The sequence below is a fragment of the Pseudomonas putida W15Oct28 genome (assembly GCF_000708715.2).
GTDB classification, from domain to species: Bacteria; Pseudomonadota; Gammaproteobacteria; order Pseudomonadales; family Pseudomonadaceae; genus Aquipseudomonas; species Aquipseudomonas putida_R.
Genome location: NZ_JENB01000004.1, coordinates 110,344 through 123,582 on the forward strand (window position 1 = coordinate 110,344; position 13,239 = coordinate 123,582).

Below are 13,239 nucleotides of genomic sequence, written 5' to 3' on the forward strand. Positions count from 1 at the left end.
CTGCCCATGTTCAGCAAGAAAGCCCGCAATGTTGCGCTGCTAGCAGTGATTGCCGCCCTGCTGGCGGCGGTCGGCTACTGGAATGTCAGCCCTGAAAGCTTCCTCGACAAGCCTGTGGCCCAGGTCGACGAAAGCGCCATCGACTACTATGCGATCAACGCCCACAGCGTGCAGTTTTTGCCTGATGGCAAGCTGCAGTACGAAATGACTGCCGACAAGGTCGAGCACCTCAAGGCCAGCGAAATCACGTTGCTGACCACGCCGGACCTGCACATGTACCGCGGTACTGAATACCCGTGGCACGTTCAGAGCACCCGCGCCGAGGTCAATCCGGACGGCACCGAGGTCGAACTGATCGACAAGGTACGGATTGCACGCATCGACGAAAAGCAGCGTGAAACCATCATTACCAGCTCACGCATGACCGTGTTCCCGCAGAAGCAATATGCGCAGACCGAGCAAGCCGTTAGAATCGACGGCGCCGGTGGCACAACTACGGGCAAAGGAATGAAAGCGTATTTGAAAGAAAGCAGGATGGACCTGCTCTCTAACGTAAGAGGACAGTATGAGGCTCGTTAAAACCCTCCCCCTTTTGCTCAGCCTGAGCGCAGCACTGGGAAGCGCGAGCGCCTTCGCACTGCCGAATGACCGTGATCAGCCGATCCGCATCCAGGCCGACCAGGCCCACCTGGATGACAAGCAAGGCGTAGCCACCTATACCGGCGACGTGGTCATTACCCAGGGCTCGATGATGATCAAAGGCAACACCGTGACCATCACCCGCTCCGCTTCCGGCGACATCGATGTGGTGACCTCGGTGGGCAACCTGGCCTACTTCGAGCAGCAGCAAAGCGCGGCCAAGCCCGACAAGATGAAAGGCTGGGGCGTGACCATCCAGTATCAGTCGCTGAAAGACCTGGTGATCCTCACTGACCGCGCCAAGGTCGAGAACGAAGGCAACACCACCGAAGGCGAGAAAATCGTCTACAACACCCAGACCCAGGTGGCGACCGCCGGTCGTGGTGGCAACGTGACTACACCGCGTCAGCGTATCGACATGGTGATCCAGCCCAAGAAGAAGGCCGAGTAAATGGCAACCCTCAAAGCCCAGCACCTGGCCAAGAGCTACAAGGGCCGGCAGGTGGTACGTGATGTCAGCCTGTCGATCGACAGTGGCCAGATCGTCGGCCTGCTTGGCCCCAACGGCGCCGGCAAAACCACCTGCTTCTACATGATCGTCGGGCTGGTCCAGGCCGAGCAGGGGCGCGTGCTCATCGACAACCTCGATGTCAGCCATCAGCCCATGCACGGCCGCGCCCGTGCTGGCATTGGCTACCTGCCGCAGGAAGCCTCGATCTTCCGCAAGCTGTCGGTGGCCGACAACATCATGGCCATTCTCGAGACCCGCAAGGACATCGACCGCGACGGCCGGCGCAAGGAGCTGGAAAGCCTGCTGCAGGAGTTCCACATCAGCCACATCCGCGACAACCTCGGCATGAGCCTCTCTGGTGGTGAACGCCGTCGCGTCGAAATTGCCCGCGCCCTGGCGACCGCACCCAAGTTCATCCTGCTGGACGAACCATTCGCCGGTGTCGACCCGATCTCGGTCGGCGACATCAAACAGATCATCCACCACCTCAAGGCCAAGGGCATCGGTGTACTGATCACCGACCACAACGTGCGCGAGACCCTGGATATCTGCGAAACCGCCTATATCGTCAACGATGGCCGACTGATCGCCGAAGGCGACGCCGAAACCATCCTGGCCAACGACCTGGTCAAAGAGGTGTACCTGGGCCACGAGTTCCGTCTCTGACCCCGGCACGCGCCTGGAGCACCGGAAAATAGCCGCACAACGGCGGGTAAAGTTGTTACGGTGCTCTAGGCAAACGCTACAATTTAAGGCATAAAACTTGCTTGATCTGGCGCCCCGGCGCCCTCGTGTAGTGGATGGCGCATGCGCGCCGGCGAACAAGGTACAAGCCCCTGCCATGAAACCATCGCTCGTCCTAAAAATGGGCCAGCAACTGACGATGACACCGCAGTTGCAACAGGCCATCCGCCTGCTCCAGCTTTCCACCCTGGACCTCCAACAGGAAATCCAGGAAGCGCTGGAGTCGAACCCGATGCTCGAACGTCAGGAAGACGGCGAGGACTTCGACAACAGCGACCCGATGGCGGACAACGCCGAGAACAAGCCGACAGCCGAAGCCCAGGACAACAGCTTCCAGGAAAGCACCGTCAGTGCCGACAACCTGGAAGACGGTGAATGGAGCGAGCGCATTCCCAACGAGCTTCCGGTCGATACCGCCTGGGAAGACATCTACCAGACCAGCGCCAGCAGCCTGCCGAGCAACGATGACGACGAGTGGGACTTCACCACCCGCACATCGGCCGGCGAAAGCCTGCAAAGCCACCTGCTGTGGCAACTGAACCTGGCGCCGATGTCCGACACCGACCGCCTGATCGCCGTTACCCTGATCGACAGCATCAACGGCCAGGGCTACCTGGAAGACACCCTCGAAGAAATCTGCGCCGGTTTCGACCCGGAGCTGGACATCGAGCTGGACGAAGTCGAAGCGGTGCTGCACCGCATCCAGCAGTTCGAACCGGCGGGTGTCGGCGCCCGCAACCTGGGCGAATGCCTGCTGCTGCAACTGCGCCAGCTACCTGCCAATACGCCGTGGATGACCGAAGCCAAGCGCCTGGTCACCGATTTCATCGACCTGCTCGGCAGCCGCGACTACAGCCAGCTGATGCGGCGCATGAAAATCAAGGAAGACGAGCTTCGCCAGGTCATCGAACTGGTACAAAGCCTCAACCCGCGCCCTGGTTCACAGATCGAGTCCAGCGAACCCGAGTACGTGGTGCCCGACGTCATCGTGCGCAAAGACACCGACCGCTGGCTGGTGGAGCTGAACCAGGAAGCCATACCGCGCCTGCGGGTGAACCCGCAATACGCCGGTTTCGTGCGCCGCGCCGACACCAGTGCCGACAACACCTTCATGCGCAACCAGTTGCAGGAAGCGCGCTGGTTCATCAAGAGCCTGCAAAGCCGCAACGAAACCCTGATGAAGGTTGCCACGCAGATCGTCGAGCACCAGCGCGGCTTCCTCGACCACGGCGACGAAGCAATGAAGCCGCTGGTGCTGCACGACATCGCCGAAGCGGTGGGGATGCACGAGTCGACCATTTCGCGGGTTACCACGCAAAAGTACATGCACACCCCGCGTGGCATCTACGAATTGAAATACTTTTTCTCCAGCCACGTCAGCACCTCCGAAGGCGGAGAATGCTCGTCCACGGCGATTCGCGCGATCATCAAGAAACTGGTTGCGGCGGAAAATCAGAAAAAGCCATTGAGTGACAGCAAGATCGCTGGTTTACTGGAGGCACAAGGCATCCAGGTAGCCCGTCGCACCGTCGCCAAGTACCGCGAGTCCCTCGGCATCGCACCGTCGAGCGAGCGCAAGCGACTGATGTAGCCCCTGAGATGTGCCACAGCGTTTGTGGGGCAGGTGCAAGACCTGCCTCTTTATGCACGGGCAACAAAGGAGAAGCTGTATGCAAGTCAATATCAGTGGACACCATGTCGAAGTCACCCAACCGCTGCGCGATTATGTGGAGCAGAAGCTCAAACGCCTGGAGGGTCACTTCGACAAGATCACCAACGTGCAGGTCATCATGAAAGTCGAGAAACTGCAGCAGAAGGTCGAAGCGACCCTGCAGATTCCCGGCAGCGAAGTGGTAGCGAACGCCGAACACGAAGACATGTATGCAGCAATCGACGCATTGACCGACAAGCTCGACCGCCAACTGAAAAAACACAAGGAAAAACAGCAAAGCCTGCTGCAAGGTGCAGCTGCCCGCTGATCCCCCTCATCCATGATCCGACTTGAAACCATCCTGACCCCCGGCCGTTCCCTCGTGAACGTGCCGGGCGGCAGTAAGAAGCGCGCCCTGGAAAAGGTCGCCACCGTCATCGCCGACCAAGTGCCAGAACTGGAGATGCAAGACGTCTTCGAAAAACTGGTTGCCCGGGAAAAACTCGGCTCGACCGGTTTCGGCAATGGCATCGCCATCCCGCACTGCCGGCTTGAAGGCTGTTCCGCCCCGGTCAGTGCCCTGCTGCACCTTGAAGCCCCAATCGATTACGACGCCATCGATGGCGCGCCCGTGGACCTGCTGTTCGTCCTGCTGGTGCCTGAAGCCGCTACCGATGCCCACTTGGAACTGCTGCGCCAGATTGCCAGCATGCTCGATCGCAAGGAGGTTCGTGATCGCTTGCGTGCCGCCAGCAGTAACGAGGCCCTGTTCCAGGTTGTCCTGGACGTACAGAACGAGCACTGAACATGCGCCTGATCATTGTCAGCGGCCGCTCCGGCTCCGGCAAGAGCACCGCCCTCGATGTACTGGAAGACAACGGTTTCTACTGCATTGACAACCTGCCCGCCGGGCTGCTGCCGCAGCTGGCGGAAGAAGCGCTGATCAACACCGAACTGCTGCAACCGAAGGTTGCCGTGTCGATCGATGCGCGTAACCTGCCCAGCCACCTGTCGCGCTTCCCCGAATTGCTCGAAGAAGCCCGCGCGCGCAACATCCAGTGCGATGTGCTGTTCCTGGATGCCGACGAAGACATGCTGCTCAAGCGCTTCTCGGAAACCCGCCGACGCCACCCACTGACCAATGCCAACCGCTCGCTGGCAGAAGCGATACGCGTCGAGAACGAGCTTCTGGGCCCGATCGCCGACCTGGCCGACCTGAAGATCGACACCACCAACCTGAACCTGTATCAGCTGCGTGATTCGATCAAGCTGCGCCTGCTCAATCAACCCGAGCCTGGCACCGCGTTCCTGGTCGAGTCGTTCGGTTTCAAGCGTGGCATGCCGGTCGATGCAGACCTGGTGTTCGATGTGCGCTGCCTGCCCAACCCTTACTGGAAGCCAGAACTGCGCGAGCACTCCGGCCTCGACCAACCGGTAATCGACTACCTGGCCGCACAGCCGGATGTCGAAGACATGTTCAGCGACATTTCCAGCTACCTGCTCAAGTGGCTGCCCCGCTTCGCCGCCAGCAACCGCGCCTACGTCACCATTGCAATCGGCTGCACCGGCGGCCACCACCGCTCGGTGTACATCACCGAGCGCCTTGGCCAGTTGCTGCAGCAATCCCTGAAAAACGTCCAGGTCCGCCACCGCGACCTCTAGCCCAAGGATCCACCCCACGATGCCCGCCCGCGAAATCACCATCATCAACAAGCTGGGCCTGCATGCCCGGGCGGCAGCCAAGTTCGTCGGCGTGGCGGGCCGCTTCCCCTGCCAGGTGCGGGTTGGCCGTGCGCCGGACAAGCTGGTGGATGGCAAAAGCATCATGGCGGTGATGATGCTGGCGGCCGGCAAAGGCACCCAGGTGCACCTGCACACCGAAGGCGAGCAGGACAACGACGCCATGGATGCGCTGGTCGAGCTGATCAACAACTTCTTCGACGAAGGCGAGTAGAAGCATCAGCCCTGCACCGCCCATGTGGGAGCGGCCTTGTGTCGCGATTGGGGCGCGCAGCGGCCCCGGCAATCTCGAACACCTTGAAGATCGCCGGGTCTGCTGCGCAGCCCGATCGCGACGCAAGGCCGCTCCCACAGTGTGTATCCCGCCGACCTGACGAACGATCAGGACATCGCAGTATCCATCACCATCATCAGGCAGAAGCCAATACACAGCCCCAGGCTGGCCAAGCGGTGATGGCCGTTGCTGCGCGATTCGGGGATGATCTCCTGGGTCACCACTAGCAGCATCGCACCCGCCGCGCAGGCCAGGCCCAGCGGCAGCAGCAGTTCGGCGATGTTCACCAGCCAGGCGCAGATCACTGCAGCCACCGGCTCGACCAGGCCTGAAGCTGCGCCAATCAGGAAGGCTTTGAAGCGCGACATGCCCGCCCCGGCCAGCACCAGCGCAATCACCAGCCCCTCTGGCACATCCTGCAACGCAATGCCCATGGCCAGGCTGTCGGCATCGGCCATGCCGCCACCGGCCGATACACCGATGGCCATGCCTTCCGGGATGTTGTGAGCGATGATGGCGATGACAAACAGCCAGATGCGCGCAGCAATCACCGGCTGGTTGTCGATGCCGACCAGCGCTTCTGGCGAGGCGCCAGACACCTTGAGGTCAACCAGAAACAGGCACAGCGCACCGAACAGCAAGCCAAAGCTGATCAGGCCACCCGCGCCCCAAGGGCTGAAACCGATGGACTGGGCCGCGTCCAACCCTGGAATAATCAGGGAAAACGCGGTGGCCGCCAGCATCACCCCGGCGCCAAAGCCCAGCAGTGTGTCGGCCAGCGCCACCGGCATGTTGCGAATGACCAGTACCGGTACCGCCCCCAACGCTGTCCCCAGTGCGCACAATGCGCCGCCCTCCAGGGCGCGCAACATACGTGGCTCCAGGTCCAGCCAGGCAAGGCCGCGCGCTACCAGCAGCGCGGTGCCGGCCAGCAAAAGCAAAGTCCCAAGCGCCAGGCGAAACAGGCGCACACTGCTGACAGACATCACTTCAGAGCGCATACCGGTCCGACTCACTTCAGGGCTTCAACGTAACGACGTTCCACTTCCGCCCAGTCAATGACGTTGTAGAAAGCACCGATGTATTCCGGACGACGGTTCTGGTACTTCAGGTAGTAGGCATGCTCCCACACGTCCAGGCCGAGGATCGGCGTATTGCCGTGCATCAGCGGGCTGTCCTGGTTACCGCTGCTTTCTACCACCAGGGTTTTCTGCGGGGTCACGCTGAGCCAGGCCCAGCCGCTGCCGAAGCGGGTAAGCGCCGCTTTGGTGAAGGCGTCCTTGAAGGCGTCGAAACCGCCCAGTTGCGAGGAGATGGCCTGTGCCAGCTGGCCCTGCGGCTCACCGCCGCCCTGCGGCGACATCACGGTCCAGAACAGGCTGTGGTTGGCGTGGCCGCCGCCGTGGTTGGTCACCGCGCCACGCAGGTTTTCCGGCAGCTGCTTGACCGCACCGACCAGTTTTTCCACCGGCCATTCGGCCCACTCGGTGCCCTCGATGGCGGCATTGAGGCCGTTGACGTAGGTCTGATGGTGCTTGCTGTGGTGGATCTCCATGGTCTGGGCGTCGATGTGCGGCTCCAGTGCATCGTAGGCGTAAGGCAAAGCAGGCAAGGTATGGGGCATGTCAGTGAATTCCGTAGGCATGGGTTCTGGGCGCCACGTCCGGCTGGGCAGCGAGTTCGCTGGCCCCGGCATTGTGGCGGTTGAGCAGGCGCTCGGTTCGCGGGTACTGGCCGTACTCGGCGATGAAATTCAGCAGTTCGGTGTAGGTTCGCCCACTGTGGCGCAGGGCTGCGTCACGCAGCGCCTGGGGCAAGCGCGCCTCCTGGCTGGCCTGCAGCAGCCGCTGGTGGGCGGCGCACAGGTAGTCGGCGCTCTCGTGCGGCTGATTCAGGCGCAGGTGCAGGTCGGCCAGGTTGTGGTGGGCGATGACGAATATGGCCACCGCTTCGTCGACGTCATGCCAGCGCTCGAACAGCACCTGGGCCAGCGCCAGGGCTTGTAGGTAGTGTTCCCGGGCGTCAACCAGCTCGCCTTGTTCGAACAGGCGGTTGGCGGTTTCCGTGGTGCGTTTCCAGTGCTGCATGGTTTGTCTCCTGGGCGGTGACGCAGGGTCAGATACCGCCGGCGGTGAGTTTTTCCGGGTCCAGCAGCGCTTCAAGCTGGTCACGCGACAGGTCGGTGTGCTCCAGCGCCACATCGATGACCGGGCGGCCCTGCTTGTAGGCGGTCTTGGCGATTTCGGCGGCCTTGAGGTAACCGATGATCGGGTTCAGCGCGGTGACCAGGATCGGGTTGCGCGCCAGGGCTTCCTTGAGCTTGGCCTCGTTGACCTTGAAGCTGGCGATGGCCTTGTCGGCCAGCAAGCGGCTGACGTTGGCCATCAGCTCAATGCTCTCCAGCAGGTTGCGGGCGATCACCGGCAGCATCACGTTCAGCTCGAAATTGCCGGACTGGCCAGCGACAGCGATGGTCGCGTCGTTACCGATCACTTGGGCGGCAACCATGGCAGTGGCCTCCGGGATCACCGGGTTGACCTTGCCTGGCATGATCGAAGAGCCCGGCTGCAAGCCTTGCAGCTCGATTTCGCCCAGGCCGGCCAGTGGGCCGGAGTTCATCCAGCGCAGGTCGTTGGCGATCTTCATCAGTGCCACGGCGGTGGTCTTGAGCTGGCCGGACAGCGCCACGGCGGTGTCTTGCGAGCCGATCAGGGCGAACAGGTTCTGCCCTGGGGTGAACTCGACCTGGGTCAGGCCGCTGAGCTGTCGGGCAAAACCGGCAGCGAACTGCGGGTGGGCGTTGATGCCAGTACCCACGGCGGTGCCGCCCTGGGCCAGCGCCTGCAGGCTCGGCAGGGTCGCTTCGATGTGCCCCTTGGCAGCGTTGATCTGCGCTGCCCAGCCATCCAGCACCTGGCTCATGCGCACCGGCATGGCGTCCATCAAATGGGTGCGGCCAGTCTTCACATACTGATGCACTTGCGCCGACTTGGTCTCGATCACCTGTACCAGGTGGCTCAGCGCCGGCAGCAACTGCTCGTGCAAGGCCAGCGCAGCGCTGACATGGATGGTGGTGGGGATGATGTCGTTGCTGCTCTGGCCACAGTTGACGTGGTCGTTGGCGTTGACCGCGTCACCCAGCACGCGGCTGGCCAGGGTGGCAATCACCTCGTTGGCGTTCATGTTCGAGCTGGTGCCGGAGCCGGTCTGGAACACATCCACCGGGAAGTGCTGGATGAAGTCTTCGGCCAGCAATTGCTCGACAGCCTTGACGATGGCCTGGCCCTGCGCCGCAGACAATTGCTCCAGCTCGACGTTGGCCTTGGCGGCAGCAGCTTTGGCCAGCAACAAGGCACGAATGAACTGGGCCGGCATGCGCAGGCCACTGACCGGGAAGTTGTCGACCGCGCGCTGGGTCTGGGCACCGTACAGGGCCTGGGCCGGCACCTGCAGTTCACCCATGCTGTCACGCTCGATACGGGTATCACTCATCATCAAATCCTTGCATCAGTTCATCGGGAGAAATCGACGGCAGCAGACGGCAATTGGCCAACTGCAGGGCGTAGGGCTGCCAGCGCTGGTTCTGTTCGTGGCGGTCGAGGTTGCGCAGGTCCAGCAGCGGGCGCCAGGCCTGATCCAGGCACAGGCAGCGCCAGTGCCAGGGCAGCATGCGGTCGCAGGCGGTATCCAGCAGCAGGCGGAAAGAAGTCAGGGCCACCGTCCATGACGAGGTCTCGGTGCAGCACACCAGATAGCGGCCTTCGGCCAGGTAATGCTCGATCAGGCGCGGCTCGTCGGGCTCGAGCGCACAGCGGATGCGCCGGCTGAGCCAGCGCCAGTTTTCCAGGTAGGGCAGTTCGCGGAGGACGGGTTTCATGAACATCATCGCCGGGTTACTGGATAATGATATTCATTATTAAGTGATAAACAGAATCACTTCAAGAAAAAGGTGATGAAAAAAACCCGGCGCAGGGGCCGGGTCTTCTGTGGGACTGAAAATTTTGTAGTGCCTGGACCGGCCTCTTCGCGGGCTCGCCCGCTCCCACAGTGATCGCACAGGCCTAAGCTGGCGCAGTTACTTGTGGGAGCGGGCAAGCCCGCGAATAGGCCGGTACAGGCTAAAGATCAGCTACCAGCAACAGTCATCCGCTCGATCAACACCGAGCCTGTGTGGATGTTGCTGCGGGTTTCAAGATCATTACCAATCGCCACGATTTGCTGGAACATATCTTTCATATTGCCGGCAATGGTCACTTCCTGCACCGCATGCTGAATCTCGCCATTTTCGACCCAGAAGCCTGCCGCACCACGGGAGTAATCCCCCGTCACCATGTTCAGCCCATGCCCCATCAACTCGGTCACCAGCAGCCCGCGCCCCATACGGCGGATCAACGCGGCCTGATCTTCGACACCGTGAGTGACGAACAGGTTGTGCACGCCACCGGAGTTGGCCGTGCTCGGCAAGCCCAGCTTGCGCCCGGAATAGGTGCCCAGCAGGTACGACACCAGTTCACCTTTGTCGACGAACGGCTTGGCATAGGTCGCCAAGCCATCACCGTCGAATGCCGCGCTACCCAGTGCCCGTGGAATATGGGGGCGCTCGTCAAGGGTCAGCCAGGAGGGGAACAGGCGTTGGCCAATGGTCCCTTCAAGGAACGACGACTTGCGGTAAAGATTGCCGCCGGAAATGGCCGAGAGGAAGCTGCCGAACAGGCCACCGGCCAGTTCGGCGGAGAACAGCACCGGCACCTCGCAGGTCGGTACCGGGCGCGCGCCCAAACGGCTGGCTGCGCGCTGGGCAGCGCGCACGCCGATGCTGCGCGGATCGGCCAGCAGGGTGCCCTGCCGGTTCACGTCGTACCAGTAGTCACGCTGCATCTGCCCGTCGCCTTCAGCGATCATCACGCAGCTCAGGCTGTGCCGGGTCGAGGCGTAACTCCCAATAAAACCGTGGCTGTTGCCATACACACGGCAGCCTTGGTGGGTATTGAGCGTGGTGCCGTCGGCGTTGAGGATGCGCGGGTCTGCATCGAACGCCGCAGCCTCGCAGGCCAGGGCCATCTCGATGGCCTTTTCGGGCTCGATATCCCAGTCGTGGTAAAGGTCCAGATCCGGAATTTCGCGGGCCATCAGCGCCGCGTCGGCCAGGCCTGAACATTCGTCCTCGGAGGTATGCTTGGCAATGGCCAAGGCCGCCGCGACAGTTTCGCGAATCGCATCCGGGCCACTGGCCGAGGTGCTGGCCGAGCCTTTGCGCTGGCCCACATAAAGGGTGATACCAAAGCCCTGGTCGCGATTGAACTCGACCGTTTCGACCTCGCGCTGGCGTACCGTGGTGGACAGGCCCTGCTCCAGCGACACCGCCACTTCGCAGGCGCTGGCCCCCTGGCGGCGCGCCTCGGCAATGATCGCCTCGACCTGCTCCTGCAATGCTGGCAGGTCTTTCGGACCTACGCTCTGGACTGCACTCATGGTTCTCTCCACTAAAATTCTGCGTACGGCTTGGGGTCATTCTACGACCGGGCCGGACAAGCGGCCCCCGACTGGTTATCATGGCGGCGATTTCTAGCGGACTGCCACCATGGTTGATTCAAACGACGCCTACGACGGCGAAAAAAGCAAAACCCAGATCAAGCGCGAACTGCATGAGCTGGTTGAACTCGGCGAGCGCCTCACTACGCTCAAGGCCGACACTCTGGCGCGTCTGCCGTTGACCGACGAGCTACGCAAGGCGCTGGCCGAGGCTTCCAAGCACACCGCTCACGGCGCCCGTAAACGCCACATGTCGTTCGTCGGCAAGCTGATGCGCGTGCAGGACCTGGATGCCATCCACGCCTTGCTTGAGCAGATGGACAGCTCGACCCGCCAGTACAACGAGCGCTTCCACGGCCTGGAGCGCTGGCGCGACCGGCTCATCGACGGTAATGACGAGGACCTCGAGCGTTTCGTCAACGAATACCCCGATACCGATCGCCAGCAACTGCGCTCGCTGATCCGACATGCCCAGCACGAAAAAGCGCGGAACAAGCCGCCTGCTGCCGCGCGCAAGGTGTTCAAGTACATCCGCGACCTCGACGAGATGCAGCGCGGTTTGCGCTGAGTCCCTGGGGCCGCTGTGCGGCCCAATCGCGACACAAGGCCGCTCCCACAGTATTCGCGCAGCCATTGCTGTATGGCGCGGTCCCTGTGGGAGCGGCCTTGCGTCGCGAAAGGACCGCAAAGCGGTCCCAGATGGCCATCACGCCCCGGTACCGCCCACGGTAATCGCGTCCAGCTTCAAAGTCGGCTGCCCTACTCCCACGGGTACCGACTGCCCATCCTTGCCGCAGGTCCCTACCCCGCTGTCCAGCGCCAGGTCGTTACCGACCATCGACACCCGGCTCATCGCCTCCGGCCCATTGCCGATCAGGGTCGCGCCCTTCACGGGGGCAGTAATCTTGCCGTCTTCGATCAGGTAGGCCTCACTGGTCGAGAACACGAACTTGCCGCTGGTGATGTCCACCTGGCCACCGCCAAGGCTGGCGCAGTAGATACCTTTCTTCACCGATGCGATGATTTCCTGCGGGTCGCTTTCGCCGGCACGCATGTAGGTATTGGTCATGCGCGGCATCGGCAGGTGCGCGTAGGATTCGCGGCGGCCGTTGCCGGTCACCGCCATGCCCATCAGGCGTGCGTTGAGCTTGTCCTGCATGTAACCCTTGAGCACACCGTTCTCGATCAGCGTGGTGCATTCGGTCGGGGTGCCTTCGTCATCCACGCTCAGCGAGCCACGGCGCCCTTCGAGCGTGCCATCGTCAACGATGGTGCACAGGCTCGAAGCCACTTTCTCGCCAATGCGGCCGCTGAACGCCGAACTGCCCTTGCGGTTGAAGTCACCTTCCAGGCCATGGCCCACAGCCTCGTGCAGCAACACGCCCGACCAGCCCGAGCCCAGTACCACCGGCAAGGTGCCGGCGGGTGCCGGGATCGCCTCCAGGTTTACCAGCGCCTGGCGCAATGCCTCGCGGGCATAGCCCATTACCCGTTCTTCGGTGAAGAAGCGGTAGTCGGTGCGCCCGCCACCGCCCTGCCCGCCGCGCTCGCGACGGCCGTTCTGCTCGACGATGACGCTGACGTTGAAGCGCACCAGCGGTCGCACGTCGGCGGCCAGGCTGCCATCCGCCGCAGCGATCAGGATGCGTTCCCAGACCCCGGCCATGCTCACGCTGACCTGCTGGATGCGCGGGTCCAGGGCGCGGGTGGCGACATCGACACGCTTGAGCAGCTCGACCTTTTCGGCACGGCTGAGTACATCCAGCGGGTTGTCTGCGGCATACAGGGCAGTCACCTCCTGGCTGCGGAAGGCCTGGACCGTGCCGTTTTGCCCGGCACGTGAAATCGAACGGGCGGCACGCGCCGCCGAGGTCAACGCCTCGAGGTTGATCGCATTGCTGTAGGCGAAGCCGGTTTTTTCACCGGACTGGGCCCGTACGCCCACGCCCTGGTCCAGGTTGAAGCTGCCCTCTTTGACGATGCCGTCTTCCAGCGCCCAGGTTTCCGAGATCTGACCCTGGAAATACAGGTCGGCGGCGTCGATGCCGGGGCCGGCCAACTCACCGAGCACGCTCTGCAGGCTGTCCAGGGTCAAGCCGCCTGGGGCCAAAAGCTGCTCACTGACGGTGGATAACATCTGGCTCATAG

At 62.4% G+C, this 13,239-nt stretch carries 16 protein-coding genes; 9 read left to right on the plus strand and 7 right to left on the minus strand.

Annotated features, from left to right (window positions below):
• Nucleotides 1-6: 6 nt before the first annotated feature.
• From lptC to AK81_RS03900, 8 genes are all read left to right on the plus strand, one after another.
• Nucleotides 7-579: an LPS export ABC transporter periplasmic protein LptC gene (lptC, locus tag AK81_RS03865; RefSeq protein WP_043196898.1), complete on the plus strand. Its 573-nt coding sequence runs from the start codon at nucleotides 7-9 to the stop codon at nucleotides 577-579.
• On the plus strand, nucleotides 566-1,090 hold the full coding sequence (gene lptA / locus AK81_RS03870) for a lipopolysaccharide transport periplasmic protein LptA (protein WP_043196899.1): 525 nt from the start codon (nucleotides 566-568) through the stop codon (nucleotides 1,088-1,090). Before lptC ends, lptA begins: the two co-directional genes overlap by 14 nt.
• Nucleotides 1,091-1,816, plus strand: coding sequence for an LPS export ABC transporter ATP-binding protein (lptB, locus tag AK81_RS03875; protein WP_016501334.1), 726 nt, complete (start codon nucleotides 1,091-1,093; stop codon nucleotides 1,814-1,816).
• Between the two features lie 175 nt (nucleotides 1,817-1,991).
• A complete protein-coding gene (locus AK81_RS03880; protein ID WP_043196900.1) occupies nucleotides 1,992-3,485 on the plus strand; it encodes an RNA polymerase factor sigma-54 in 1,494 nt (497 codons plus the stop codon).
• Between the two features lie 79 nt (nucleotides 3,486-3,564).
• Nucleotides 3,565-3,873, plus strand: a complete 309-nt coding sequence (gene hpf, locus AK81_RS03885; protein WP_043196901.1) for a ribosome hibernation-promoting factor, HPF/YfiA family — start codon at nucleotides 3,565-3,567, stop codon at nucleotides 3,871-3,873.
• A 12-nt stretch (nucleotides 3,874-3,885) separates the two neighbouring features.
• A complete protein-coding gene (ptsN, locus tag AK81_RS03890) occupies nucleotides 3,886-4,350 on the plus strand; it encodes a PTS IIA-like nitrogen regulatory protein PtsN (protein ID WP_016501337.1) in 465 nt (154 codons plus the stop codon).
• A gap of 2 nt (nucleotides 4,351-4,352) precedes the next feature.
• Nucleotides 4,353-5,207: an RNase adapter RapZ gene (rapZ, locus tag AK81_RS03895; RefSeq protein WP_043196902.1), complete on the plus strand. Its 855-nt coding sequence runs from the start codon at nucleotides 4,353-4,355 to the stop codon at nucleotides 5,205-5,207.
• Nucleotides 5,208-5,226: 19 nt separating this feature from the next.
• Nucleotides 5,227-5,499, plus strand: a complete 273-nt coding sequence (locus AK81_RS03900) for an HPr family phosphocarrier protein (protein ID WP_003255140.1) — start codon at nucleotides 5,227-5,229, stop codon at nucleotides 5,497-5,499.
• 167 nt (nucleotides 5,500-5,666) lie between these two features.
• Here AK81_RS03900 and AK81_RS03905 read toward each other — a convergent pair whose 3' ends face one another.
• The 6 genes from AK81_RS03905 to pmbA form a co-directional block, all read right to left on the minus strand.
• Entirely contained in the window at nucleotides 5,667-6,560 is an 894-nt protein-coding gene (locus tag AK81_RS03905; RefSeq protein ID WP_043196905.1) for a ZIP family metal transporter, read from the minus strand.
• Between the two features lie 11 nt (nucleotides 6,561-6,571).
• Complete coding sequence (locus tag AK81_RS03910; RefSeq protein ID WP_043196906.1) at nucleotides 6,572-7,183, minus strand: superoxide dismutase; 612 nt, start codon at nucleotides 7,181-7,183, stop codon at nucleotides 6,572-6,574.
• Between the two features lies 1 nt (nucleotide 7,184).
• Entirely contained in the window at nucleotides 7,185-7,646 is a 462-nt protein-coding gene (locus AK81_RS03915) for a DUF2753 family protein (RefSeq protein ID WP_043196907.1), read from the minus strand.
• Nucleotides 7,647-7,674: 28 nt separating this feature from the next.
• On the minus strand, nucleotides 7,675-9,051 hold the full coding sequence (locus AK81_RS03920) for a class II fumarate hydratase (protein WP_043196908.1): 1,377 nt from the start codon (nucleotides 9,049-9,051) through the stop codon (nucleotides 7,675-7,677).
• Nucleotides 9,044-9,445 carry a hypothetical protein gene (locus AK81_RS03925; protein WP_019471375.1) on the minus strand — a complete coding sequence of 134 codons (402 nt, stop codon included), beginning with the start codon at nucleotides 9,443-9,445 and terminating at the stop codon, nucleotides 9,044-9,046. The genes AK81_RS03920 and AK81_RS03925 overlap by 8 nt, the downstream gene beginning before the upstream one ends.
• Before the next feature lie 239 nt (nucleotides 9,446-9,684).
• Entirely contained in the window at nucleotides 9,685-11,031 is a 1,347-nt protein-coding gene (gene pmbA / locus AK81_RS03930; protein WP_043196911.1) for a metalloprotease PmbA, read from the minus strand.
• Between the two features lie 109 nt (nucleotides 11,032-11,140).
• On the opposite strand from pmbA, the gene yjgA reads away from it, so the two are divergent.
• Nucleotides 11,141-11,659, plus strand: coding sequence for a ribosome biogenesis factor YjgA (gene yjgA, locus AK81_RS03935; protein WP_043196912.1), 519 nt, complete (start codon nucleotides 11,141-11,143; stop codon nucleotides 11,657-11,659).
• A 138-nt stretch (nucleotides 11,660-11,797) separates the two neighbouring features.
• Here the strand turns inward: yjgA and tldD are convergent, their stop codons facing one another.
• Nucleotides 11,798-13,237, minus strand: a complete 1,440-nt coding sequence (gene tldD, locus AK81_RS03940; protein ID WP_043196913.1) for a metalloprotease TldD — start codon at nucleotides 13,235-13,237, stop codon at nucleotides 11,798-11,800.
• Between the last annotated feature and the right edge of the window lie 2 nt (nucleotides 13,238-13,239).